Annotated in this window: 25 protein-coding genes; 12 read left to right on the top strand and 13 right to left on the bottom strand. The window is 38.4% G+C overall.

Annotated elements, in window-relative coordinates; all coding sequences use genetic code 11:
- The first annotated feature begins 16 nt into the window (after positions 1–16).
- On the top strand, positions 17–535 hold the full coding sequence (locus B3600_RS07475) for a hypothetical protein (protein ID WP_286752581.1): 519 nt from the start codon (positions 17–19) through the stop codon (positions 533–535).
- Positions 536–539: 4 nt separating this feature from the next.
- Positions 540–1073 carry an STM3941 family protein gene (locus B3600_RS07470; RefSeq protein ID WP_286752580.1) on the top strand — a complete coding sequence of 178 codons (534 nt, stop codon included), beginning with the start codon at positions 540–542 and terminating at the stop codon, positions 1071–1073.
- A gap of 121 nt (positions 1074–1194) precedes the next feature.
- Here B3600_RS07470 and B3600_RS07465 read toward each other — a convergent pair whose 3' ends face one another.
- The 12 genes from B3600_RS07465 to B3600_RS07415 all read right to left on the bottom strand — a co-directional run bounded on the left by B3600_RS07465 (position 1195) and on the right by B3600_RS07415 (position 12071).
- Entirely contained in the window at positions 1195–1437 is a 243-nt protein-coding gene (locus tag B3600_RS07465; RefSeq protein WP_286752579.1) for a DUF7683 domain-containing protein, read from the bottom strand.
- Between the two features lie 160 nt (positions 1438–1597).
- Positions 1598–2008: a hypothetical protein gene (locus tag B3600_RS07460; protein ID WP_286752578.1), complete on the bottom strand. Its 411-nt coding sequence runs from the start codon at positions 2006–2008 to the stop codon at positions 1598–1600.
- 82 nt (positions 2009–2090) lie between these two features.
- The gene (locus B3600_RS25570; protein ID WP_376749826.1) at positions 2091–2300 is read right to left on the bottom strand and encodes a hypothetical protein; all 210 of its coding nucleotides are present in this window, start codon (positions 2298–2300) and stop codon (positions 2091–2093) included.
- Positions 2301–2882: 582 nt separating this feature from the next.
- The gene (locus B3600_RS07455; protein ID WP_286752577.1) at positions 2883–3641 is read right to left on the bottom strand and encodes an NADAR family protein; all 759 of its coding nucleotides are present in this window, start codon (positions 3639–3641) and stop codon (positions 2883–2885) included.
- 151 nt (positions 3642–3792) lie between these two features.
- A complete protein-coding gene (locus B3600_RS07450) occupies positions 3793–6441 on the bottom strand; it encodes a hypothetical protein (RefSeq protein ID WP_286752576.1) in 2649 nt (882 codons plus the stop codon).
- A 21-nt stretch (positions 6442–6462) separates the two neighbouring features.
- Complete coding sequence (locus tag B3600_RS07445; protein WP_286752575.1) at positions 6463–7278, bottom strand: GLPGLI family protein; 816 nt, start codon at positions 7276–7278, stop codon at positions 6463–6465.
- Positions 7279–7742: 464 nt separating this feature from the next.
- A complete protein-coding gene (locus B3600_RS07440) occupies positions 7743–8018 on the bottom strand; it encodes a hypothetical protein (protein WP_286752574.1) in 276 nt (91 codons plus the stop codon).
- A gap of 385 nt (positions 8019–8403) precedes the next feature.
- A complete protein-coding gene (locus B3600_RS07435; RefSeq protein WP_286752573.1) occupies positions 8404–8943 on the bottom strand; it encodes a hypothetical protein in 540 nt (179 codons plus the stop codon).
- 208 nt (positions 8944–9151) lie between these two features.
- Complete coding sequence (locus B3600_RS07430) at positions 9152–9862, bottom strand: hypothetical protein (protein WP_286752572.1); 711 nt, start codon at positions 9860–9862, stop codon at positions 9152–9154.
- 352 nt (positions 9863–10214) lie between these two features.
- Positions 10215–10637 carry a hypothetical protein gene (locus B3600_RS07425; protein ID WP_286752571.1) on the bottom strand — a complete coding sequence of 141 codons (423 nt, stop codon included), beginning with the start codon at positions 10635–10637 and terminating at the stop codon, positions 10215–10217.
- Positions 10638–10699: 62 nt separating this feature from the next.
- Entirely contained in the window at positions 10700–11263 is a 564-nt protein-coding gene (locus tag B3600_RS07420) for a suppressor of fused domain protein (protein WP_286752570.1), read from the bottom strand.
- Between the two features lie 361 nt (positions 11264–11624).
- Positions 11625–12071, bottom strand: a complete 447-nt coding sequence (locus tag B3600_RS07415; protein WP_286752569.1) for a nuclear transport factor 2 family protein — start codon at positions 12069–12071, stop codon at positions 11625–11627.
- A gap of 373 nt (positions 12072–12444) precedes the next feature.
- Here B3600_RS07415 and B3600_RS07410 point away from each other — a divergent pair, with 373 nt between their 5' ends.
- From B3600_RS07410 to B3600_RS07375, 8 genes are read left to right on the top strand one after another with little or no spacing between them, the layout of a single operon-like run.
- Positions 12445–13179 (top strand): PP2C family protein-serine/threonine phosphatase, encoded by a 735-nt coding sequence (locus B3600_RS07410; RefSeq protein ID WP_286752568.1) that lies wholly within the window; start codon positions 12445–12447, stop codon positions 13177–13179.
- Positions 13180–13198: 19 nt separating this feature from the next.
- Entirely contained in the window at positions 13199–14995 is a 1797-nt protein-coding gene (locus B3600_RS07405; protein WP_286752567.1) for an SEL1-like repeat-containing protein kinase family protein, read from the top strand.
- 24 nt (positions 14996–15019) lie between these two features.
- Entirely contained in the window at positions 15020–16621 is a 1602-nt protein-coding gene (locus tag B3600_RS07400) for a hypothetical protein (protein WP_286752566.1), read from the top strand.
- Positions 16622–16635: 14 nt separating this feature from the next.
- Positions 16636–18495 carry a hypothetical protein gene (locus B3600_RS07395; RefSeq protein WP_286752565.1) on the top strand — a complete coding sequence of 620 codons (1860 nt, stop codon included), beginning with the start codon at positions 16636–16638 and terminating at the stop codon, positions 18493–18495.
- A complete protein-coding gene (locus tag B3600_RS07390; RefSeq protein ID WP_286752564.1) occupies positions 18488–19201 on the top strand; it encodes an FHA domain-containing protein in 714 nt (237 codons plus the stop codon). The genes B3600_RS07395 and B3600_RS07390 overlap by 8 nt, the downstream gene beginning before the upstream one ends.
- A gap of 4 nt (positions 19202–19205) precedes the next feature.
- Positions 19206–20927, top strand: coding sequence for a hypothetical protein (locus B3600_RS07385; protein ID WP_286752563.1), 1722 nt, complete (start codon positions 19206–19208; stop codon positions 20925–20927).
- Positions 20928–20931: 4 nt separating this feature from the next.
- Positions 20932–22452 carry an Hsp70 family protein gene (locus tag B3600_RS07380; RefSeq protein ID WP_286752562.1) on the top strand — a complete coding sequence of 507 codons (1521 nt, stop codon included), beginning with the start codon at positions 20932–20934 and terminating at the stop codon, positions 22450–22452.
- Positions 22449–23438, top strand: a complete 990-nt coding sequence (locus B3600_RS07375; protein ID WP_286752561.1) for a hypothetical protein — start codon at positions 22449–22451, stop codon at positions 23436–23438. Before B3600_RS07380 ends, B3600_RS07375 begins: the two co-directional genes overlap by 4 nt.
- Positions 23439–23584: 146 nt before the next feature.
- On the opposite strand, the gene B3600_RS07370 is transcribed toward B3600_RS07375, so the two are convergent.
- Positions 23585–24031 carry a hypothetical protein gene (locus B3600_RS07370; RefSeq protein WP_286752560.1) on the bottom strand — a complete coding sequence of 149 codons (447 nt, stop codon included), beginning with the start codon at positions 24029–24031 and terminating at the stop codon, positions 23585–23587.
- Between the two features lie 360 nt (positions 24032–24391).
- On the opposite strand from B3600_RS07370, the gene B3600_RS07365 reads away from it, so the two are divergent.
- A complete protein-coding gene (locus B3600_RS07365; RefSeq protein ID WP_286752559.1) occupies positions 24392–24709 on the top strand; it encodes a hypothetical protein in 318 nt (105 codons plus the stop codon).
- A 392-nt stretch (positions 24710–25101) separates the two neighbouring features.
- Positions 25102–26814, top strand: a complete 1713-nt coding sequence (locus tag B3600_RS07360; protein ID WP_286752558.1) for a hypothetical protein — start codon at positions 25102–25104, stop codon at positions 26812–26814.
- The last annotated feature ends 9 nt before the right edge of the window (positions 26815–26823 follow it).

The raw sequence follows: 26823 nt of genomic DNA, 5'->3' as shown, positions 1-26823 counted from the left end.
ATCTGAATTAATCCACATGAAAAAACTAATATTTACTGTCCTTTTCGTATCATTATTTTCACTAGGTTATGCCCAGACTACAGTTCAGATCTCAAAGACATCAAAAGGAGCACCTATTATGTTTGTTGATAGTGTACAGATAAGCCAAGCAGACCTGCAAAAATTGAATCCTAACGACATAGCTTCAGTCAAAGTATATAAAGATAGTCAAGCATTTAAACACATTGACAGTAATGCAAATGGAGCCCTCTACGTTGAAACAAAGCAATTCTGCAGAAAACGCTTTCTTAACTACTTCAAATCTAAATCATCAGCGTTCAAGCATCTATTGGAGTCCCAGGGCAGCGATGACGGTTTTCATTACATCCTTCATGGAAAATTACTTAATAAAGGCTATGAGGAAAAACTCGCAGCTATTAATGACAAATTTTTTAAATCCATAACAATCATTGAAAAAAAGGAACTTGTGGACAGATATGGTGCTACGGACAAGAATTTCGGAATATTAATTGTTTCGGATGAGCCAGAAATTTAAAATAATGGAAAATAAATCTGAGCATATAATTCGCTTGTATAGCAACAAAAAGAAAACATTGTTAATGCTAATTGGTTCGCTACTGTTTGTCGCAGGTGGTATTTTCTTTGTAATGCATCCGGATAGTTTTGACGGTGAACCTCTAATAACGAGGATGATCGGTATCCTATGTATTTTATTTTTTGGTCTCGCCGCCATCGTATTCGTCCGATATTTGATTTCAAACCGGCTACTTCTTGAGATTACGGATCAGGGGCTGCATATCGGCGATATACACAAAACTTTTATCGGATGGCAAGATATCAGTGGCTTTAAGGAAATAGCGATCTATTCAACCCCTATTATCGTTATCCTAATTAAAAATAGTAAGGCAGTGATAGATGAGGAGCCCAACATGATCAAAAAGAAAATGATGCAGTTTAATATGAATTATGGTTCGCCATACAACCTTAGCAGCGGCAATATGGCTATAAGGCATAAGGAGCTATTCAGACTCTTGAATGAAAAACTCATAAAATATTCAAATAACAACGTATAACAAAACCGAATATTTCTCCGCTAAGGCAAAAAGCAGAGCCATTTCAAAAACTGTCAATTTGTTTCATTACAATCCTTTTTTACTAAAAGCTGATATTTCTATTTGTAAAGTCTCATAATTATCAAGCCTGAAAACAATCAATTTGATATATATATTTATCAAATTCGAATTCAATGTCTACATATTTTTTTAGAATCTCAGATTCCGCTATATTAATATCATACGGATTGTACATTAAAGGATCTTCAATCGGAGGTCTAAAAGTCTCCTTCAAAATAGCTAAAGGTATAACGTCTATATTAAATTCACCAATAAGCCCCTCATCTCTTCTATCAAACCAACTAATTATACGTTCTATTTTCATAAAAAATCATCTTTATCATATTGCGCATAAGTTTGGTTATAAACGCTGAATACTTTTAAAATGGTTCGTGGAAAACATCTGTTCTTTGCTTCAAAAGAGTCAACAAAAACACCTACTTGCTTAAATACAGTAATCATAGAGCCTGGATGTTTGATACACATCATTCACAAACTTGATTGTCTAAACTATGAAGATTTCCTATACTATCCGTATAAAATTTTAGTGAAACACGGCTAGCATCAAAAACTGTTCTATTAGTGAAAATATATGTACTTCTGGGTTTCAATGAAAAAGAATTCATTTTACCAAACCGAAACGACTCATCTACCCTGTTTTTATTATAAATATCTTTTAAATCTACAGTCTTTTGATGTCTTACATTACCCTTCAATAAAAAGTAATACGAAGTATCGTTTTCTTCTATTTCAAAACGTACAATGTCTCCTTCTTTTGATACTATTTTTTTTTCATTCAGATTAATGCAAATATTATTTCCAGCACAACCTACCATTGAATAAGCTATCATCACTAAATATAGAAAGAATACATCATTATTTATTTTCATCATCATTTTTATTAACTACAATACTCATTTTTGGCAACAATCCCTTAGATTACTTACAATATCAAAAAGAAAATCTTTACAATAGAAATTATAACCTATATTTCCCTTGGTTAATATCCTTTTCAAATATTCTCAAATTTGATTTTGCAGTAATTGACTCAAGTTCAGCTCCTCTTTTATATAATTCGTAACTCATCTTTAAATCTTGCCGAATCCCTTCGCCTCTTTCATAAAAATCCGCCAGGTTATTATAAGCCTCTGCATAGCCACCAGTAGCGCATTTTGTATACCAATAGATACATTTCTTTGGATTGTATAATGGGTTATTAACACCTAAAAAACTAATTGAATCAAACTGTTGCGCATAATCATATTGACCTTCCGGATTACCGCTATAAGCGCTTTTTTTAGGTGATCAAATGCCAGCCAATATAATTTGTGCTTTTCAAAGTTCTTGTCCTTTCTCAAAATCTATGGTTTATTTCTTATTTCCCAATAAGGGATTTCTATTTTAAGCCAACACAATTTATAAAAAAAATCACGCTGATAAAACTATTTCAAATTGGCTATTGTTCTTACAATACAAAACGGCTACAAGCTACCTTTCGAAAGAAAGGTTCAACATAAAAATTGGCGTCGTACAGTAAAAATCCAATAGTCTTTAAAAACATCGGATGATGAAACAAAAAAGAGGAAACGATAGGAAACATAAAAATTACTGTACAACTAAACGCTAAGAGAAAGGGTCTGATGAGAATCAGGCCCTTTCGACGTAAAAAAGCCACATCTCCCGGCGTGGCTTTAATAAATAGATGATTCACTAGTGGTTTGTCTTTCATTACTGGCAAACCACCAGTTGTAAAATTCTATTTATACGAAGTTAATAAAAATCCGTCCAAGAATATGGACGAGGATAGGTCAGTTGATATATGGTTTGTTCTCTTTTAGACAGGTTATTATAATAAGCACTGAATTTCCTTAAATATTCTTCTCCAGTTCCCATTCTCCAAAACATATCTCTGCTGTCCTTATCGGAAAACTTCAACCAAGGCGGCTGCATAGCGTTTTGAAGTACTTGAAATTGTCCAAATTGACCTAGAAAATCCCGTACTTCCATCAATGCAAAGCCCAATAAATTTTGACCACGCCAACAATAAATGTTTTCAATATCGACGTCATCTTGTGCAAGTCCAATACCCCAGATGGTATCAACGGGGCTTGCCTCAACAAGAACTCTATTTTCTGTTTTTAACAGGTATTCGGCCAGCGCCCAATGTTGATTAAACTTATGGATGTTTCCGTTCTTAACGATCTCAACTTTGCGTTCATTCCAAATCTGATCATCATAGCCTACAACTTGCCTTCCCAACTCTTTGGCCTCACCCGGTTTAATACAGTTAATGATTTTCTCAAAGTTCTTTTTATCATCAAAAAGCAATGCTTTTTGGGCCATCATCCAATGTTCCGCAGTCCTATAGGTAATATTGTCTACGGTAAACGGACTCTCATACCATTGACTGAAAACAAATTTTCCAACTTCCTGATTTTGCTTACCTGTATGCCCCCAAAAGAAGAGAAATTTGAAGCTATCTCCATTTTCAAATCTATCTGTTAGCCACTTGATATTATATCGTACCATATTCTCCATTCAAAATCCTCCGCCCCAGTGCTCGAACTGCCAATGTAGAATTCCGGGCCTTGATGACCTTCACCTCCTTGTTTAGGACAGTCATAAGTGGAGTTTCGGGGTTTGTGAGCCTTAAGTTAACAAATTCTTTGGGAGTTAAACACTAAATTTTAAATCGCATTGCTAGCAAAACCTGTCTTGGTCTGAGTTCGAAATAACTCTGTATAAGCTCATAGTCTGAGGAAAATTGCTGCAGATAGTTTTTATTATTCAAGATATTGGTTGCTGTCAGCTCTAAATCGGTATGCCAATGGCTTAGCCTGAACCGATAAGTTGCGTCCATAAAATACTGACTCTTTTGTGCCTTGACATTATTTGCATATAATGAATTGGACAAGGTGATCAAATGTAGATCATGAGGGGCAATTACCAGATTGAAAAAATGATTGTTATACAACAACTCATTGCGCTGTCCAGCGGCCAATCTATTGTGGGTCCGCCCCATGGCAACTCGGTAATCTCCAGAAATTAACGATGAAGACGAATTGATCAATTCAAGTGTGAATGACTGACTATTTACATGTTGTTTGACCAATTGCTCATTCAGCAAATAATCTGAAGTAGTCCAACTGAAATTTCCGTTTAACTTTGCTACAGTTTTGATACGAACAAATAGTTTGGAAAATCCACCACTGATCCCATGCGACAGGCTCTGTGCATCTTGATTAATAATTTTGGTCGCGCTGCGGCCCATACTGTCCAATACCGTACTAAACATATAGTCACGCCAACTTTTTCTGAAATTATACCCCAGATTGGCAAAGCTTGCTTTCAAGGTGTTTTTATACGCATAATGTATTCCTGTGTTCAGCTCTTCATTCTTGAGTAAGCGTGCATCATACTTTTGGATACTGCGATACTGACTGATGATGTACCCATTATAGAAATTGTCGAGCCCACCAAAAGTTCGACCTCCACTCAGGTTGGTACTGATCGTATTTTTTCCATTAAACAGATAAGACACCGAAGCAGACGGATTCCAGCTGCTCCGCAATTCATTTTTCAGACGCTGTACACCCTGTTGTTTGACATTATAGTGATATTGACTGAATGGCAGATTAAAACTGTATTTAAACTTCCGCGCTTCTTTTCCAATTTGGAGCGCCATCCGTAGCTGCAGCTGCGCGCTATTCATAGCATTGAAATAACCGCTATCCAGGACGCGAATGTCATCTTGATCATGCAGCTCGATATAGCTGTTTAACGTACTGTTGTTGTAATTCAGGTTGATGCTAGGTGAGAAAGTCCAGGTTTTGATCTTGCGCGATAAACTCAGGCCATTTTCAAAATTAAAGCTCTTAAATCGAACGATCTGTCCCATCTGATCATAGGGCATCCCGCCATTGAGCAACGATTCAAATTGACCGGGATTGACCGAAAGACGTTGGGGTGTACTGTGCCACTCTAAAGTAGACGTGATATTGACCAACTGTTTGCCTATAAAACGGCCGAGTGAAAAAGAATTGAGAAAGGCTTCGTCTGAGAATTTTTTGTCCTGCTGTATCGGGATATCTTCATTAAAAAGAATATTGCCGACACTGTTGTTCCAATGTTTACGATAATTGGCACTGTTGCTAAAAAAAACGTTTGACTCGTTCTTTTCGACCAGCACCCCAATATTCAACTCATCGATACCATAGCGATTGTCCACCACCTCCTGATTGTGAATAACTTCGTTGTTTGTAAAATATTGTGTCGACGTAGATCCTTGCAGTTTTCGATTATCATGAAAATAAGAAAAATTACATTTGACTTCGAAACCATTCTTTAACTTTTGAATCATATTGCTGCTCATTAGAAAGATTTGGTTTTTCAACCATTTTTTCTGATCGAAGCCAGGAGTGGCTACCTCACGAATGGAGAGATAGGATGGTCCATCTGAAAAGCGAGATCGCGCTGTAAAATAACCAGTGCCTGAATAGAATGGTTTTAACTGCTGTGACACATCATCGCCAACATTGTTCGTCTGAAATGAATTGAGCATTTGAAAGGTCTTGGCAAATGTCATGGGCGTAATATTAACATCCCAAAGCCCGGGGGCTGCCCCAAGACCTAATTTACCGGTACCTGTTGTGGTAAATTTCTTAAGCTGCAAATTAAGGGTGGCGCGATTGGAAAGGACCAACTTATCCAACATTTTGATGGGTTGATGATTTTCAAGGATCTGGACTTTCATAACCGCATCTGCTGGAAGATTTTGATTGATAAGCCCGTAACGTCCGCCCATCATGTCCAAACCATTGACCCGATACTGTTGAATAGGTTCGCCCTGGTAAAAGATCTGACCGTTGCGCATCTCTACACCTGGAAGCTTCTTGATGATATCACCTATTACACGATCTTGCGCTCCTGTAAAAGAAGCTACATTGTAATTGATCGTATCTTTTCGGTTGTACACTGGCACATCCGACACCTTTACCTCTTGTATCTTCCGCACCTCACTTTTTAAAATATAAGCATAGTTTGCGGTCGCATTGACAACATGTACGCTACGTTTGGCGTAGCTGAGATGATTAAAATCCAACTGTACTGAATCTACGTCGCTAGCTTTAACAATAAGTTTGAAAGCTCCACTGGCGTCACTTTTTGAAAAGCTCAATATAGCTGCAGAACCGATCTTTTTATAAGACACGGTGACATTGGCGATCGGTTTTTGATTTTCGTCGAGTAATTTGCCTGTAATAATGGTTTGCGCAAAGGAATGGCCACCTATCCAGATAAATATGATCGTGAAAAAGAGTTTAGCTAGCATAGCATCTATTTGCACATCTCATTAATACCGCTCGATAGGATTGTTATCTGTTTTCATTTCTGCACGAATATTTATTTTACTTTCGTCAGATAATATAGCTCCGGTCAATAGCGCATATTCAATCATATTATCCCTTAATTTTTGCCTTTCCTTATAAAAATTAGCTTTTGTTGTCTTTTGGATAATAAGGTCTGGGCGTAGTTGATCGAAAGTGGCCGATACACTGTTTACTTTGCTTATGGAGGCCATATCGAATGTGAAATACTTATCCTGATCTGATATGGACAACACTAAACCTGGTAGTCCACAAAACTTATACGGACCATCTGAAATCGGTATATCCATGGTGAACCACGCGATCCATTTTCGCCCGCCCCAGTCCGTCGTTGCTTTTTGACAAACAAAATGATGTATATGGGCAGTGTCCGGGTGTATTTCCCATTGCATATCCGCCTTATTTTCCTCATAGTAGGACAGCTCATTATTTCCATTAAACCCCACCCCGTTTATAGGATCGTAAGTGGAAATGACATCTCCCCGTTTTACAATTAAAAAGTTATTGGGTGCTATACGACCATAACTGTAGAAAAGCATATTACTGCCGTGTTTCAGTGCCAGTGCTGAATCTGCTCTAAATTTTGATAGGGTCTGAAAATGACTTTCTTGCTCACCGATAGTCAATTGTGTAAAAATACTTTTCCGCGAAGCACTGGATGTACTATCGTACTGAAAAGTAAACTTATACATGATCTTCATATCGAATGCCACCGGTTTGACCTGAGCCTGAACGGTAAATTGAAAAAATAAAAAAATTAGTGCGTAAAATAGTATTTTCATAATTAAAACGGATTCATTTGAGTAGGATTAAAGCAATTCTGCGAGGCTGTTCTTATTTGATCTAACGGAGGAATATTATTTATTTTAGCTACTTCACCTTATTGCTAACTGACAAAAAGACACAAGTATAATTTAGATTACTATTTTTACCTTTAAAAAGAGCAGATTTACCCATAAATTAAGCATTTCGTTTGGTTAAAAAATTACAAATCAGAATAACTAGCGTTACTAAAATGTGTATTTACACTCCAAGTTATATATACCTTACCGGATATTAAAATATTAAATTAAATCAATCGATTGCGCTATTTTAAATAGAAAATAAATTACGAAAAACTCACATAGTCGGTGGGCAGAAAAAAGCCACATCTCCCAAAGCGGCCTTAATAAATAGATGATTCACGAGTGGTTTGCATTAATTAAATGGTATAAATTGGATCTGTTGCAAAAATCTATTTCATAGATTATTTAAAAATCATTTTTATGATAACTCTACCAATGAACAGTATAGTCCATAAAAGTGTAGTTCCGGCAAAAACAACTATGGGATGAATAATCAAAGAAATCAAAGCTCCGGAAATACCTATAAGATGTTCCCCATTAAAATTCGCGGGCTTTTGTCCTGTATAAGCAAGCATGGATACAATCAACGTGAAAGGCAGAATACCGAAAAATAATTGCCAAAAAAGTATGGAGAATTTAATATTTAATTTACTTGAATTTTGGAAATAAACCTTCATTTGTATCTAATTTTAATAATCATTTTCCAATTCTGTAATGAATAAATTTGGATCTTCAATGGCATATCTTAAGCAGATTGAATCTCCTTCGTGAACATTATTAGGATTTTTACTCCAGCCACTACTATTTTCGTATTTTTTATTTCATCGGTATATTTTACACGAATACTATGATATGACCTTTATAATAAAACATATTGGTAACAAACCCTTTTACATACCGATCGCTTCTATTGACAGCTTCAATCCTTACAGCTCTTTCGTTTTCACCCGTTTTCCAAATCCAATAAAGACCTCCGAAAACAATACTTGCAATTAAGATATTGCAAAAACCAATCTAAACCTATCCATTAAAATAAATATTGTTTTTATTATACATCGAAAATTACTTTCTTAAATTTATAAAATGCATTTGTACAATGGGCACAGTGTCTCTTGAAAATATCCGAACCTGCATTCCTTCGCCATTTTTAACAATATTCCTATAAGAATTGCTATCTCCTATGGAATGCATCAGACCATCATCATATTGGATGAGAAGTATCTCGGAATACGTAGAATTTATATTCAGACATACATGTTCCGTACGGTCAATGCGACGCTGGAACAAATTGAATACCCCATAACTTTTAAAATAAAATGCCTCACATAAATAAATCTCTAAATCTTTTCTTATGTGTTGATAAGCTAAACTATCGGTAATCTCAATTGTACTCGGATTAATTGTACGAATAAAATTCCCGTTATTTTTAGACATTTCAATCGACATTTGGGCCGGATAATGATAGTTTACAAACTGTCGGTTCTCCATCAATGCGATAGTAAATAGATAGTAGAATATACCGATAAATATGAATACAATAAAGCCACAAAGGCTATATAAAAGGAACCATTTACCTTTTTGCATTTTAGTTTTTGCTACCATAATTTTTCTTTAACCAGCAATTTATATAACCTTTGCTTGTAATCGAGACCAAAATTTATGCTCTCGTTACGGTTATTAAAACGAAAGTATACAACATATTCCGTTTGATTCCCGCTTTTAGATTGATACTTTTCATTTTAAGATGATATCATAATAGCATCGTTTTTTATTTAACTTTATATGTTTTAATTATATACCGTCATTATTGCTAAAATGGCATTGTTACCACTCGTGCATTATATTTACCTTTTTTAATCTCAAATAAAACTGCATACCCACCAGCCCCATCGCCGTTAACAGTACTGATGTATAAAATATCATTTGAGTCATCATAGTAGCATGTTGCAAACTCGTTGTTTACATTAAATAGGTTTTCAATTTCCTTTGCCGGGATCTGGATAAATCTCCCCTTTATAGTAGCTTGAATAGAGGTGTAATGGCTTGTAGGGATTTCGCCATCTGTTCCCCAGACCTGCTGCCCTCTAAATTTGTCTACAACGGTATAACCATCATATTGAGTCGATGAAAAATCACCTTTATTTTTTTCATAATCGAAACTATCGGAATTTATTTGCACGGTTATATCTTTTGCAATAAATTTTACGGTGCCTTCATCAGAAAGTACAGTAGGGATCTGCTTGTAGGATTCTATATATTTAATTCTTGAATTGTGTACATACCCAGTAATGCTCTTATTTCTTTTGTCTGTATAATCAACAATTACCCAATCGCCAAACTTTTCATCAGGAAATGCATAAACAATTTCATCAGCAGCAATTTTTGAAACAACCACGCTATTCACTGTAGCTTGTTTTCTCGCATTTACATAGCCGTCTTTGTCAATGATTTTTGCAAATTGGGCCGAGGCCGACTGGCATACAGTGAGAAAAAGTAGTACTAAAAGATATCTGTGATTCATTTGGTATAAAGTTATTACTGATAATATTTTGACCCCGACTAATAAGATCTTGGACCATACGATCTTCCTTACGATGATTCATATTTACGAATATGGGTGAAAGATAATAATTCCCCTACCTTTATATCATTTGTTGATTAAAAATCTTTTAAAATAGATGCTCGGACTAGCTTTTTATGAATTTATATAATGAAAATCCTTTTACCCGTTTTCTACTGAAAACTCGCTAGCGTTAATGACTTTTTGTAGATAAATTTCATCACTAAACAATTCTAAATGCTCTTGCAACAATCATTATGTCGTTAGAAGTGGAAGCGGTTTTAATAACAGAACAGTATAATTTATTATTAACTCATTCCATAAGATTTGAAATCATATTCCTCCTCCTTAATGGATTATTTATGATTTCCTGAATGAATAATCCCCAATCCTGTTCCAAATCATTTAGATCGTCAAATGGCGCTGGGTAGTTGAATTTAGGAGCAAATGGAAAAGAAAATCTAACAATTAGGTCTTCTTTATGATAAATCAGAAGCTCCATTGTATTCTCCGCTAGTGGTATCAAATTTACTTTACAATGATCTCCCACATGGAACGTTGTTGTACCAAATAAAAAATAAAGTTCATTTTTCTCTACGTACAAAGCTGTCAAAACATCTTCAATCTGTCTGTACCATCCATAAATATTGGTGACTGGCTCCAAATTTTTAAACTCTTTGCCAGATTCTAGATCAAACAGTATATCGTGTAATTCAAAATTTCGTAGTAGTTTCATAGCTATCTATTTTTTAGAAAAGTTGGTATTTTTAACTACTAAATCCCCAGAGATTATTTCATTCAAACCAACGTGTCCCTGAATGGATCTAAATAATTTAATCCTCGTTCTTCAAATATTTCCTCAAGCTTTTCGGCACCATTTTCCTTTTTAAAAGCTACCTCCTCCTCCGTAATCGGCAGCAACCAATAGAAATGGACTGACTTATTGTTATCGAGGGTAAGAATTTCGAGTTTGGGTCCGTCGAGATAAGGTAGCGAAATAAGGCCATAAGAGCAAGAAGAATCCAAGCGCCATCCTCTTCCCCAGTTAATGGTATGCCAATGGCCCAGACTCGCGCCAAATTTATGATAATGTGCTACGACTATTAATGATTCAACTAATGTTTCATCTTGCTCACTAGAAAACATATGCAGTTCGAGGGCAAATTCATCATGCAAGCCAGACATACCTATAGTCGCATAAGCCCACATGTTCCGTTCGGTTGTTGGGGGAAATTCCAGCACCCTAAAATGATCGCCTAGATCCTTATAGGGACCTTTTGGCCAAGTCAAAACGTTATATTCCTTTCCCCAATTACAGGTATAGTGTTCTAAAAGTTTCTGATAATATAAGGCTGTATCCATTTTTTAATTTATTAAAAATAATCTACTCCTATAAAACTATTTCCATATAACTTTTGTTCTTACTATACAGAACGACAACAAGCTTCATTTCGGCAAGAACATTTAACATAAAAATTGGCGTCGTACAGTGAAAATCCAATAGTCTTTAAAAACATTGGATGACGAAACAAAAAAGAGGAAACGATAGGAAACATAAAAATTACTGTACAAATAAACGCTAAGAGAAAGGGTCTGATGAGAATCAGGCCCTTTTGACGTAAAAAAGCCACATCTCCCGACGTGGCTTCGAACTAAATTTAAGCATATGATACACTAGTGCTTTACTTGTAACTTCGTTTCGCAACGCACTAGTTTTTAGATACTATTTATAAGAATTGATCGATTTGGATACTTTCCAGTCATTGCCCACACGCTCCAAAGTAATTAGATCAGTCTTGGTGAAGTTTTCAAATTTTAGAGTCACTTTAGCTACCATATAGTCTGCTGACTCTTCAAGGATATCGGTGCTTACAGTACAGTTCAGCTTTTCGCCTTTTTGTTTTTTCAAGGATTTAACCACTTCGCTCCTACTGTGATTTTGCGTATTGGATGATTGGATCTTTTGATTGAAATCTTCGGCAAACAATTGTTCTACACCTGCTGATTCCCCCTCAGTAGTTACCGCAACATAGTGTTCTAAGGCAAAATCTGCTGTGGAAAGGTTAACGTTTGCTTTTGCTGATTTTGAACCCGGTCCTTTAGCTGCCATAGCGAATGTTGATACGGCGATTAAGGCTGCTGCTGCGAATGTTTTTACTAATGCTTTCATAATGTCTTTATTTTATGGTGTTAGTTCTGTTGTTCTTATTTGTTGACTCAAAACTACAACACAATCGGCCCCTAGACTACGGGCTTTAGACCAACGATCAAGAAAACTCGGTGAATGGGGGGAATGGGGAGGTGAATTAAGTGGACGTAATCACACAAAGATTATTGAAAAAAATAGCAACAAAAAATAAAGCATTATTAAGCTTTTTAACTAAATTTATGTAAAAGTGGAGCATACAAAAACAAAATGTTGTTCCCCACGTTGTACAGAAAATTAGCTATTTAGTACAAGAAGAGTATTGAAGCCAAATTGCCGTTAAGAATCTATATAATTTAGATTTGAACCGCTACCTATAATTACTAAAATAACCAAGATGACCGCAATTTCAGCCATATATGCGCTCATAGAAAAGGGCAAAAGACAAAACGTGGAAGATTATATCTACCCGAGATTAGGATCGGCATTACTGACTGACCGTATCTTTATTGTATGCGATGGTGTGGGCGGCAATAGTAAAGGAGAGGTCGCTAGTCAAATCGTCGCTGAAACCTTAGGCAATGGATTAAAACAAGCTCACTTTCCAATTAAGGTAAGCGACATCCATCATACTATTCTCCAAGCAAAGGCTAATCTACAAAACTTTGTTAATTTACATCCTGACGCTGAAAAAATGAGCACCACACTAACATTAGCTAGTTTTTGCAACAACAGTATCCAAATCGCGTGGTGCGGCGACAGTAGAATCTATCATATCCGCAACGGTGAGATCCTCTGGAAAAGCAAAGACCATAGTTTGGTACAGCACCTAGTAGATATCGGGGAAATCAGGCCTGAAGAAATGCATACCCATCCAAACCGAAATGTAATCCTACGAAGTATTTCTATCCGTACCTCAATCGAAGACATTAGTTTTTATAGGCTTACAGATCTCCAAAAGGGTGATTATATCCTGCTTGCCTCAGATGGTATTTTTGAGCAGCTAAGCGATCATGTTATTGCTGCTATCATCCAAAGTGATCAAGGAGACAAAACTAGACTTGTTTACCAATACTGTGAAGGAAAGACCAATGATAATTATTCTATGTACCTCCTTCAGATCGATCAATAAACCATGAAATACAAAAGTGATGCAATTTCAAGACCGCTATAAATATAATCCGCAGACTGACCTACTCGGTAAGGGTGGCTTCGCACGCGTATACCGGGCGACAGATACACTGCTCGACCGTATTGTTGCTGTAAAAGTATTCAATACAGCCGACAGTGGACATTACACAGTATTGGAAGAAATTAAAAAGGTTATCAACTATGATCACCCCAACCTGCTGCGTTATTATGATGTGGCTATCCTCGAAAACACCAATGCTTTTGGTGAAAAAGAGGTACTGCAGGTCGGTATCATGGAATATGCAAACGCAGGTGATTTAAAGTCATTCGCACAGAAAAATCCCGATTCACCAATTTTATTCCAGCTATTACAGCAGGTACTTAATGGTTTGTATTTTTTGCATAACAAGGGCATCATCCACCGCGACCTCAAACCACAGAATATTTTATTAAAAGAAGAAAACGGAATATTGACAGCGAAGATATCTGATTTTGGTATTAGCAGGCTGATTGATTCGCAAACAAATAGCGCCTCCTTAACCATAGGAACGATAGAATACATGGCGCCCGAGCAATTCAGCCCCAATAAATATGGCATCGAAGGCAAGATTTCAGCAAATGTCGATCTTTGGAGCTTTGGAATTATGGTGCATGAGCTGATCACCAACAAACCGCCTTTTGGACACCGCAGTGGTGATACCACAGCAGAACAGATTATGAGCTCTATCCTCTCGGCCGACCTGCCCAAGGAAGTTGATAATATCAGAGAGCCCTATCAGTCGGTCATAAAAAAATGCCTGGTTGCTGATGCTAAACAGCGGATCAAAACAGCGACCGAACTGATTCAATATTTTGATGTAGCAAATCGAAACGACCTTGAAACGCAGGTCCTCGATTTACCCTCCAAACTTCATCCAAAAGAAACCGCAAACGAACAGATTGCCGATCGTTCAGAGAAAGCCGCACTGCAAGAAACCCGGATCTTGGAAAACTTATCTTTAAATGAAGAAAAAGAGGATTCAACAAAACGGCCATTAGCTGCAAAACCAACAGGTTCCACCGAAAACGAGGTCAATGATCCGACGTCACTATCAAATACGGCTAAGAAAAGGATTAGAGCCAGACGAAAGGGAATTATTGTTGCTGTAATAGCATGCGCGGTCATTGCGCTAATTGTCCTAAAATATGTTGGTTTCAAAGCGACCGCCCCCAGGGAAAGCCCAGAAGCAAAATTCTACGTCAATGTCCAACGTTTATATAATGAACATAAACCTGACAGCATACTTCAAGTATTGAAAGATTCTGCAAATCTTCAACTAGCTAATGTTTCAGGTAAGGCGGTACGTTACTACACACTCGCCCTTATTGAGAAAGCCGATACAGCTGCAGCAGTTCCCTACCTGATCAAAACGCAAGAAATGGATCTAAACGAATTTTCTTATTTAATGGGTGAACTCTATTATGTCGGTAAATACGTAAAACAGGATTATAAAAAAGCCAAAATTCTTTTTGAATCAACTCAAAATGACCCACGCTCATTAGCTATGCTAGGGCATATTTACTTCATGGGACTGGATGTCGCGAAAGATTACCCAAAAGCAATTCAATACTACGAAAGGGCCGTACAGGGGGAAAATACCGTAGCAATGTACGCATTGGGTTATGCATACGCTACTGGCGAAGGCGTGCCCAAAGATTTCGAAGCTGCAAAAAAATTATTAAATGATGTCATTAGAATACACGATAATTATAACCTAGTTGAAGCTGCACAAAATATATTGTTTGAATATGACCCAAGAGCTGCCGCAACTCCATAAAGAGAATTCTATAAAAAAGCTGCCATGTTACGAACCGATGAAGAAATATTAGCTGAGTTACAATTATTGTTAACTGAAGCAATAGAAATAAAAGATCGCATCCTCGCTATCTTACCGCAGGCTCATGATGCACAAACTAATATTTCAACCTTTGAAATATTACTGAGCGGTTACGCGTCTGAAACGAAAAGCAATACTGACATTGCCAAACAAGCCGCTCTAGATGCAAAAAATGATGCTCAAGCTATCGAACAATGCCGCCAAGACTGCCTACAGGACGCCGAAGTAACTGAAAAAGCCAAGCAAGATGCCTTGCAAGATGCCGAGGCAACGGAAAAAGCAAAACAGGAGGCCCTACAAGACGCTGAAGCCACAGAAAAAGCAAAACAGGAGGCCCTGCAGGATGCCGAAGCAACCGAAAAAGCAAAGCAGGAGGCCCTACAGGATGCCGAAGCAACCGAAAAGGCCAAGCAGGAGGCCCTCGAAGATGCGCAAGCGACCGAAAAAGCCAAACAGGAGGCCCTCGAAGATGCGCAAGCGACCGAAAAGGCCAAACAGGAGTCTCTTGAAGATGCACAAGCAACGGAAAAAGCAAAGCAGGATGCGCTTGAAGATGCGCAAGCAACGGAAAAAGCAAAGCAGGATGCGCTTGAAGATGCGCAGGCAACGGAAAAAGCAAAGCAGGATGCGCTTGAAGATGCGCAAGCAACGGAAAAAGCAAAGCAGGATGCGCTTGAAGATGCACAAGCAACGGAAAAAGCGAAACAGGCAGCCATACAGGATGCTGAGGCAACCGAAAAGGTGAAGCAGGATGTTATACAGGATGCTGAAGCTACAGAAAAGGCTAAACAGGAAGCTTTACAGGATGCCGAGGCAACCGAAAAAGCTAAACAAGAGGCCCAGCAACATACGGAAGCAACCGAAAAAGCCAAGCAAGAGGCTATGCAACATGTAGAAGCTGCCGAGAAAGCTAAACAGGAAATCTTGCAAGATGCTGAAACCACAGAAAAAGCAAAACAGGAGATCTTACAGGATGTTGAAGCGACCGAAAAAGCAAAACAGGAAGCACTCAAAGATGCCGAAGCTGCTGAAAAAGCGAAACAGGAAGCCATACAAGACGCTGAAGCCACGGAAAAAGCCAAACAGGAGGCCTCGCAAGATGCATCTGCAGCCGAACAGGCAAAGGTTGATGCCAAACAAGATGCTGTTGCTTCAGAGGAAGCCAAAAATAAAGCCAATACGGAGCTAAAGGAAGCTGAAGACGCGAGTAACAAAGCACAACAAAGCGCAAAAGAAGCCGAGCAGGATGCCGCAGAGGCACAGAAACAAGCAGCTGATTCCAAAGCCAGCGCAGATCATGCGGCAGAAAGTGCTTCCCGGGCAGAACAAGAAGCTAATATCGCAAAAAGCAAAGCGCAGGAGGCAACAACAGATGCAAACCAGGCTGAATCATTAAAAAATGATGCCCAATATAAATATGATAGTATCACGAGTATGATAGATGATATCAGAGATTATGCCCAGGAGGCCGCAAATAGCGCCCAGGAGGCGGCAGCAGCAGCCAAAGAAGCTGGTGACTTTGCACAGGATGCCAGAAGCTGTATGAATAGAGCATGTGGTTATTAAAAAGCAGATAGACTATGCCTACGTTATTACAACAATTGAGTACTGCAAAAGATATCCTCGAACAATTAAAACGGATCGAAGGAGAGCTTTTGAGTACAATAAATGATAATCCGCTAAATTCAGTCATTGACTACTATATTCAGTCCAAACAGGAAGCAATCCTTGCTCGGCAGTCTGCACAACAAACGGAGCAATTCCGGCAAGAAGCAATCCAAGATGCGCAGCAGATCGAGCAGAACAAACAGTCCGTACTTCAAGATACTGAAGTTACTGAAAAAGCTAAGCAAGACGCTATTGAAGATGCTCAAGCAACTGAAAAAGCCAAACAGGAAGCACTACAGGATGCTGAAGCAGCCGAAAAAGCCAAACAGGATGCTATACAAGATGCCGAAGCTACTGAAAAGCTTAAATTAGCGGCTATCCAAGACGCTGAAGCAACCGAAAAAGCCAAGCAGGATGCGCTCCATGACGCTGAAGCAACCGAAAAAGCTAAACAAGAAGCACTACAGGATGCTGAAGCGACTGAAAAGGCTAGGCAAGATGCCTTCCAAGATGCTGAAGCTACCGAAAAAGCGAAGCAGGAGGCATTACAAGATGCGCAGGTAACTGAAAAAGCGAAACAAGATGCTCTGCAAGACGCGCAGGCGACCGAAAAAGCTAGGCAGGAGGCACTACATGATGCCGAAGCAACTGAAAAAGCGAAACAAGATGCTCAGCAAGATGCTGATGCAACGGAAAAAGCAAAGCAGGATGCACTACAAGATGCCGAAGCAACTGAAAAAGCCAAGCAGGACGCCTTACAGGATGCCGAAGCAACCGAAAAAGCTAGACAGGATGCACTGCACGATGCCGAAGCGACTGAAAAAGCCAGACAGGAGACACTGAACGATACGGAAGCCACCGAAAAAGCAAAGCAGGAGGCCTTACGTCATGCTGAAGCAACTGAAAAGGCCAAACAGGAAGCTCTACAGGATGCCGAAGCAGCCGAAAAAGCGAAACAAGATGCCTTTCAGGATGTCCAAACAGTTGAAAAGTCAAAACAGGAAGCCCTACAAAATGCGGAGGCTACTGAAAAAGCAAAACAAGAGACTTTACAAGATGCACAAGCTGTTGAAATAAGCAAGCAGGATGCTTTGCAAGATGTAGTGGCCATTGAGAAAGCAAAACAGGATATCTTACAGGATGCTGCAGCTACTGAAAAGATCAAACAAGATGTTTTAGCAAATGTCTCAGCGACAGAAAAAGCCAAACAGGAAATTTTGCAAGACACACAACTTATTGAGAAAGCCACTAGGGAGGCAATCTTGTATGCTGAAGCAGCAGAAAAGGCAAAACAGTCAGCACTACATAATGCGCAGGAAACCGCAATAAAAAGTCAAGTTGCTATTCAGTCAGCAAATGAAGCGGACAAGTTCAGCGCTGATGCCCAGACTGACGCCACTGATGCTCAAAATGCGGCCGAAAAAGCTAAAGCCTGCGTGCCTGAAGCTCAAAAAGCAGAAGACATGGCTCGTCAATCGTTAGCTGAAGCCAAACGTTATGCTTCTGATGCTAACCAGGAGGAAGCTAATGCCAAAGACGCCGAAACAAAAGCCACCATGTATGCCGACGAAGCCAGTAGTGCAGCTCAAGAGGCCAATATCGCAGTGGAAAAAACAAAAAGCATAGTTAGTGATCTAGAACACCTTGAAGGGGAAACACATCCAAAACATAACCAAGCCAACATGGAGAATGAACGTTGTCGAAACTATATGGTTCAGGCAGATCAATCCGAAAGTTATGCAGCCATTTCTCGGGACAATGCTTGTTCAGATGCTTCTGATGCCGAAATCTGCCGCCTCTACCCTAAAAACAACTATTCAAACAATGAATAAAGCGAATATTATCATGGATGATCTCAACACTTACCTCGAATTTTTGGAACTCCCTCCAAACACCACTCAGGACATTATCTTACAACGGATTAATGAAAAGAAACGTTTATTTGAACAACTTCTGTCAAATGCACCAAATGATTATCTCAAAAATATACACACGCGTAACCTGGTCAAATTGACGGAGATTAAGACCTTTATCAACAGAGGTTATATTGAGACCTCTCAGGAAAAACAGATTAACACTGAATCAAAGTCTGCTAAAATACATCAGGCTGACAGCCACGATATGCCTATTCCCGCACAATCCTCTCCAAAAACAGCTGCGTGGCTAATCAGACACACCGAAAACTTGCCTCCTAAATCTTTCTCCTTATTCGACGGAAAGAACTTTATTGGTCGGATCTCCAATAGGCAACAACACGAAATCTTAATTGAAGATGATATTTATGTTAGCCGAAGCCATGCTTTTATTGAAATGAAAGGTAATAATTATCTTATCGTAGATACTGGTAGCAAAAATGGAACATATGTCAATGGCCAACATCAACGTATCAGCAGCATTCCGCTCCATGATTCCGACACTATCCAACTTGGCAATACGAAGTTTGTTTTTAGGGCAGAAAGCCATAAGTCAATAGACGATTTGGTCGAAGAGGTCGACCGTTCAGCGTATATGAAAACAATAGTTATCGATATTTTATAGCGTTATGGGAAATTATAGCTTTATCCAAGATAGGATAAGTCAGATTCAACGCGAAATTGGGATGACCAATTTCACGGGATTTTTTGAAATGGCAATTGAGGGGCTTTCGGGCATAACGGAACAAACGAAACTTCCTATGGATGTATATCACGCGCAAACCGCCTTACCCGAAATTCGGAAAACTGTTAAATCGCTCCACAACAATGGACGTTTTGTCTTTAACGATCTTGACGACCCGAAGAAAGTCGGTATTTCTTCCTTCCCCGGACTCCAATCTGCCGTTGCCTTACTATTTTTAGATGAAGACTTTTTGGAATCAGATTTTCTACAGGAACTTATGTTAAAAAAAAAGACGGACTATAGGCTTATTTTTTATCGTAATTTCAGCGCTGATTTGGATATTGTTACTTTACTGCGGAAATATTTCCCGTCCCATATAGAACTCATTGACCTTTCATCCTTCGTTACACAGACTGACGATCTATTCGCACAGATCGAACGTAGTATTAGCGTAAGTAGCTATACCTACGAAAAGCTTCTTGACCTATCTATTAACCAAAGTGTTACACCTATTATCGAAGCATTAAGGGATCTTATATCGACAGAATCAAAAATTGCAGCTACTCAAAAGCAACTCGCAGTTCAGGATAATGTTATTTTACGTAAAGAGGAACCCGGATCACTCAACAGCGAAATTAGCACGGCTACGCGTCAGATTCTTCAAAAAAACATGTTGGATACCGAAAAAGCTTTTAAAGCTAAATATGAGGAAAAAAATAAATCCAACATCGGAGAGTTTTATTTGCAATCGGATATTTTTGCCAGTATGCTTTCTTTTGACGACCTCCATCAACAGGATATCGCCGAAAAAAGTGAAAAGATCGAAACGCAAATCAAAGACAGTAAACTCGCAGATTACAAAAAGTCAATTGCTGCTGGGCTTCGGGCCGATATGCAGCAGGATCTCAACTTTTTGGATACTTCTGCTGCTGAAACCATCACAAAAATCAATCATCTTTTACAAGAAAAGGGATTAAAAAAAATCGATTCAAACAATCTTGTCAATCCCAGTATATTCATCGAAAATACAATTAGTGCCAACAACTATTTCCAACGCAATTATACTGGGGAGGTAACAAAAAAGGGTGTCATGGAATATTTTGTTGCCTTACGGGATTATACGGGTATTATCATGGTGGTCGTCGGACTTTTTGCTCCATTAACCATGCTTTCCTCTGTTCCTACCGACGAAAAGGAAGGTATTTGGGCTTTTCTAAGTGCCGCAAGTCTTTATCTAAAGCAGGCGAAAACATTTATTCAGGTTTTTACGATTATAACCATCTTTTTTATGATCATCTATGGCATATTTGACTTACGAAAACGAATCCCGAGAAAACGCCAGGAAGAAAAAGATCGCGAAGTAAAAAAAGCAAGGGAAAACCTAATGCAGGAAGGCAAAAGAATATATTCAGATACTTCACGCGATTGGATTGCAGCATTAGCAAACTATATTCGCGAATTTGCACAAAATATCAGCAATGAAGTCGAACAGATTATCAAAGGTACAATAGCAGCCAAACAGCAAGCATTGTCAGACAAAAGGATTGATTTTCAGATCAATCAGCAGAGTGTCGACCTAAAAATTAAAAACATCCAACTCGCAGAAAAAGAATACGAGTTGCTGTATCGAAGACTCATGGAAACGAACAATAAATTAACCAGTTAATGCAATGGTATTAGGTATAGATCTTGGTTCAAGCAATACAGTCATTGCAACCATAGCAAAAGATGGCACGCCTGTAATTGTGCCAGATTTTAATAGTAAAAATGAGCAATCTACTCCCAGTATAATCATGCTCGAAAACAATCGGGCATTTGTAGGGACTGTTGCTCAAAACCTATATGAGCTCTACCCCGACAGAGAGTTGCTTAAATTTTTTAAACGACGGTTTGGTACTCAGCTTCCCCTTTGTACAGCTTTACAGAATAGTCCTTTCTTCAGCGAGACTGCTGCGGCCATGGTATTGAAAAAAATAATCTTCGACGCTAAGCTTTTTGTGAACGAACCGATAGATAAGTGTGTTATTACTATTCCCTCGCATTTTAATGATGCGCAGCGACGTTCTGTAATCGAAGCTGCGAAGTTGGCAGACTTAGAGCTAACAACGATATTGGACGAACCTATAGCCGCGGCGATACTTTATAGAAAGCAGCTGCACAATAATGCGGAAGAGCTCATTATGGTATATGACTTGGGCGGCGGGACTTTTGACCTCACTCTATTAACCAACGCCGATGATCGTATTCACGTTATTGCCAAAGGTGGTATCAGCAACCTTGGGGGAAAAGAATTTGACGAAATAATTGAAAGAAAAATAAGGGATACTTATCAAATACTATATAGGGAAAATATAAAAGATAATAATCTCAACAAAAACAAACTGAAAACCATAGCAGAGGAAATTAAGATCCGACTCAATACGATAGACCAAGAAGGGTTTAGTACCTGGATTTACCTCGATAACCATTTTTTTAAGATATTTTTTGACAAAGCAGCATACATTGCTCTCGCTAGTAAGTTGATTGAGAAGACCGAACAAGCAGTCAACAAATCGTTACGATCAGTTGGATTACAACTGACCGATATCCACAAAATCGTCCTCATAGGTGGTGCCAGCAGCAGCCCGTTGGTATATGATTATTGGAAACAAAAAATAGATCTGGACAAGCAGACCATTATCTATCATCAACCACTCACCAGCGTAGCGAAGGGTGCGGCACTGTATGCCGACAGCATTTCCAAAAATGCTATGGGATTTCAATCCTCAATCGAACTGAACAACGTAAGCACTTATCACATTGCTTTGCAAGATATTAATTCCGGTGAACTTGAAGTTATTGTGAGTAAGAATCTACCACTTCCCGTTAGCGGAATCAAGAGAATATATATTACCCCACAGCAGCCTACGCAATATCAATTTAGACTAGTACAGTTTTTTGATCAGAGTGAGGAAGTTCAAGAACTAGGCTTGATCAGGATTCCTGAAGTCCCATTAAAAACAGTGGCGTATGAGCTGGAGCTGATCGTTGAAAACAAGGTAAATGGCACATTAGGTCTTAAGGTCAAGGATAGTCAAACAAAACAAAACATCAAATTTGACTTTACAAAAAAAAGCCAGTTACATGAATATAATTTTGATGAACAGTACAAATTAATCAACAGTTATTACATCAACAGTATTTCGTCATGAAAAAATATATGATGGTTATCCTTTTCGCTACAGCAGTAGTATACAAGAGTGGCGCTCAGGTAATTCCAAACTTTAAAAAAGCGGAAGAAAAAAAAACAAAAACTGCAGCTACTACCGCAACATCGGCAAAAAGGACAAATTCAGAACTCACTAATAAATCAAAAAAGAAAACAATAAAAAACGGATATGTTGAAAATTATTCTTGGAGACCTATCCATGGAGATGATATGACCTATACAGGTTACATAAGCAATGGTCTTCCTAATGGAAAAGGCAAATCTATCGATAGATCGCTTTATATATATGACGGAAATTATATTAATGGTCAATTTGTATCAGGTTCAACATATACTATCGCGAATAAAATTGATAAAACTTACAGTAAACGTTTAGAGGGAAGATTCAATGAAAACGGCTATCTCGAAGGGGAAGGAACTGAATATAGTCAATTTAACGGATTACTAACATACAAAGGAGAATTCGTCAACGGGCAATTTAAAGGACGAGGAATTTATTACGCAAATTCGTTGGAAGTAACGCACAAGGAATTATATCAATACAGATACGAAGGAACATTCGACCGGGTATTTATTGAAGGTACGATCTATTTCGGCGATGGTTGTAAATATGTTGGTAAGCTTGAAGGCATCATTTATTCAACAAATAAAGGGAACAATGGTATATACTATTTTACCAATAGTGATAGCTATCAAGGTGAATTTTCTTCACAAACTTTGAATGGTCGCGGAACATATATTTGGAAAAGCGGGACCAAGTATACAGGTAATTTTGAAAACAATCAAATAAATGGTGAAGGGGAGTTGACCACTGGAACCAAAATGTATAAGGGACTTTTTAAAACACTAGCAGATGGTCGAATAACTTTAATTGAGGGTGGAACTGGAAAGCAGCACACTTTTAGCCGACAGGATGGAACTGCTCCATATCCGCTCCAAAAACCAAAGAAATATAATCTTGTCTATTGATACGGAACGGTACCTATTGAAACAGATTTTACTACGTTATAATCCAAAATAAAAGTCTACATGTTGGGGTTAGCTTATTTTAATAATTGAAAAAGCCACATCTCACGACATGGCTTTACAACTTATATATTTGTAAGGGATGGATCTTATTTATACGAATTGACTGATTTGGAAACTTTCCAGCTATTGCCCTCCCGCTCCAAGGTAACCAGGTCAGTCTTGGTGAAGTTCTCAAATTTCAAGGTTACTTTAGCGACCATATAGTCTGCTGACTCTTCAAGGATATCGGTGCTTACTGTACAGTTCAGCTTCTCTCCTTTTTGCTTTTTAAAGGATTTAACGATTTCGCTACGACCATGACTTTGTGCGTTGGACGCTTGAATCTTTTGTTTAAAATCTTCAGCAAATAACTGCTCTACGCCTGCTGATTCTCCCGCAGTGGTCACCGCAACATAGTGATCAAGTGCCAAGTCTGCTGTAGATAGATTAACGTTTGCTTTTGTAGTTTTTGCGCCCGGTCCTTCAGCTGCCATTGCGAATGTTGATACGACGATTAGGGCTGCTGCTGCGAATGTTTTTACTAATGCTTTCATAATGTCTTTATTTTATGGTGTTAGTTCTGTTGTTCTTATTTGTTGACTCAAAACTACAACACAATCGGCCCCCAGCCTACGGACTTTAGACCAACGCTCAGGAAAACTCGGTGAATGGCCAGAATTGGGAGGCGAAAATATGTAGGATTACCATCTCTAATTTTTGAGCAGCTTTCAGTTTACTGAGCAAACTAAATATCAACTAAATAAGAGCGAATATTAGATCAACTCTCACGAATACGAATCCCTCAGCCCAGTCAAATTTCTTGTGATTACTTTTAGTTTCAGATAATTAAAACATGCCCAAAAAGGCATACATTATTTAACAAATAAAACTTAAAAACAATGAAAAAGTTATTGATGAGTTTGGTAGCCCTAGCTGCGCTATCAAGCGCGGCCTTCGCCGGCACTGGAGCAAAAGCCGCCAAAGAAAATGTAGATGTAAAAACAACCGCCAACATCCCGACCAAAACTATCGCAGAGGCTAAGGCTAACGCAGAGGCAAAGGCAACAAATGCGAAATTGATTAGATGTGTTTACGTATTGAATGTTTACAACAGTAGCGGCGAAGTGGTAGCTACCCATACGTCGGAAACCTATGTGCAAAACTCCTGCTCAGGATTCTTCGGAAGCTGCAAAATTATGTATAGGCATATGCTTGCCAATGGCGATCTGTAATCTGGGGATCACCGTTTTCTTAGATTTAAATATGCAATAATAAGCGAGGCTTAGGCCTCGCTTTTTCTTACCCGACTATCCTATAAAAATAACGTTCATTCTTTCATCACTCAACTTTCTTTCGGAATATGTTAATCGGCAACAATCAATAATTCAAACAACAGATATCGTTTGAAGACTTTTAATAGCACAATTTGAATGTAATCCGATGTTTTGTTATCTGAGAAATTTATTGAAGAAAAAAATCATCAATTAAACAATTAACAAAATAAATAATTTACACAGGATTTCATTGTTTAGCTACGCTAAAAAACATTTATGAAAGAAAATATAGCCATAAAAGAAAGAAAAATAATTATATCTTTGGCTACTTATTAGCCAAGTAAAAAGAAATGAAAAGTACTCTTGTTAGCGGGTTCAACCAATTGCAATGGAAAACACTCAGTCTGTATTTTCTAGCTTTAATGATTTGCTTTAGCTGTAAAAAGACTGAACAAACCACTCCTATAGTAGATAATCCCTTAAAATTGGAAACCATCGGAGTTGATGCGGCAAACAAAAAGACCATCGTTTTTGCAGGACGTGTATTGTATCTCAATAGTGAAAAAATAAAAGACCACGGATTTTTACTCAAATCAGGTTTCGGAGCTTCGGCAATTGAAAAAAAATATGCCTTAGGTGATGCTGTTCAAATTGGGAAAGTACAAACAAAGATTGAAACGCCAGCTGAAGTCCTAGAAACTGGTGTGGGAACGTATCGATTTTACATAGAAACCGATAAAAACACCTATTTCGGAGAAACTGTCCGGTTTCAGCTATCAAATTTCCTCGTAGATTATCAAATGGGCTTAAGTGCAACTGCGGGCGAAACAATTACAGTAAATGGTGATTTTAAGGATTTCAACAAGGAAAGCTATAAACTTAGCTACGACTTCAACAACCCCAAAGAGGTTGCTTATAACATCGACGCCACCAAGAGGAAAATTACGTTCGCTGTACCAGCTGGTTACCGTCATGGTGTAGATCTCAGCTTCTCTCTAACTCCTATCCAACCCGAAACGAATTTTAATAGCAGTATCGGTCTTGCATCCGTCAGGATATTGGGTACACTAGCTCCTCCCACGTCATATAACTATAATTATGACGATTACCTGCGCCTATCGGGAACTGGACTTCCTCCAGATCGTCCTTCATCATTTTATGTTATTATCGGCGACAAGCTGTTCCCCTACTCTCAGGAACTATTGCTAAGCGATATGATTTATGATCAACCCAAAACAGCCTACCGCATAGGGTATTATAATGGCCGGGATACAGTCATCTTCGATAAGAAAATTACCCTTAACATTCCAAAACCGACAGATTTGTCCATCCGTCAGTCTCATGTTCATCCGGGAAGGTCGATTTCCGTAACGGGTATTATCCCGTATAAATATAGCTTCATGCCTGTAATGAGCGTAGGCGGTAAAAGTGCCCGGTATAGTTGGACCTGGAACGGCGATGATAAAATAACTATCGGAGATATCCCGGATGGAAGTTATCCATTTATTATGGAAGGCCCTTTTGCCAAATTTGAAAGTAAAGAAAAAATTGTTGTTCAATCGTTAAAAGTAACTGATGCGGGTTCATCAAAGGGCTATTATGGTACTTCAGTAAAAATACTGGGTAATTTCATCCGCGGTGACGAGTATATTGCAAGACTAGGGGATCAGGGGGACCAAAATTTGCAGGTCGCCAATGGTAGCGCCGTACTCGAAATCCCGAATATTAAGCCTGGTAAAGTAAAGATCACCGTGTTATACAATGACGACCATGGCAAGCAGCATACTGTCCCTACCGACCATCAGATTGAAGTACTCGCTCCTATCTTTGACGATTTTTATCCAAAATCGGGTAAGCCTGGCGACGTCATCACATTAAAAGGTAAAGGACTGGGCTACTGCGCAATTTACATGGGTGACGTTAGGTTAATCTCCGTAGGTGGTACAGTAGACGAACCGCAGGTTTTTATACCAAGGAATATTTTCTTCAAAGGAAAAGTACGCATCAGTGCACAATACCAAAGTGATTGGATCGAATGCAAGGAGACATTTGAATTATTATAATCGAAAAAT

Source organism: Sphingobacterium sp. UBA2480, from assembly GCF_002341965.1.
Taxonomy (GTDB): domain Bacteria; phylum Bacteroidota; class Bacteroidia; order Sphingobacteriales; family Sphingobacteriaceae; genus Sphingobacterium; species Sphingobacterium multivorum.
The sequence above is the reverse complement of the archived record's forward strand: the minus strand, read 5'-3'. Positions and strand labels throughout refer to the sequence as shown.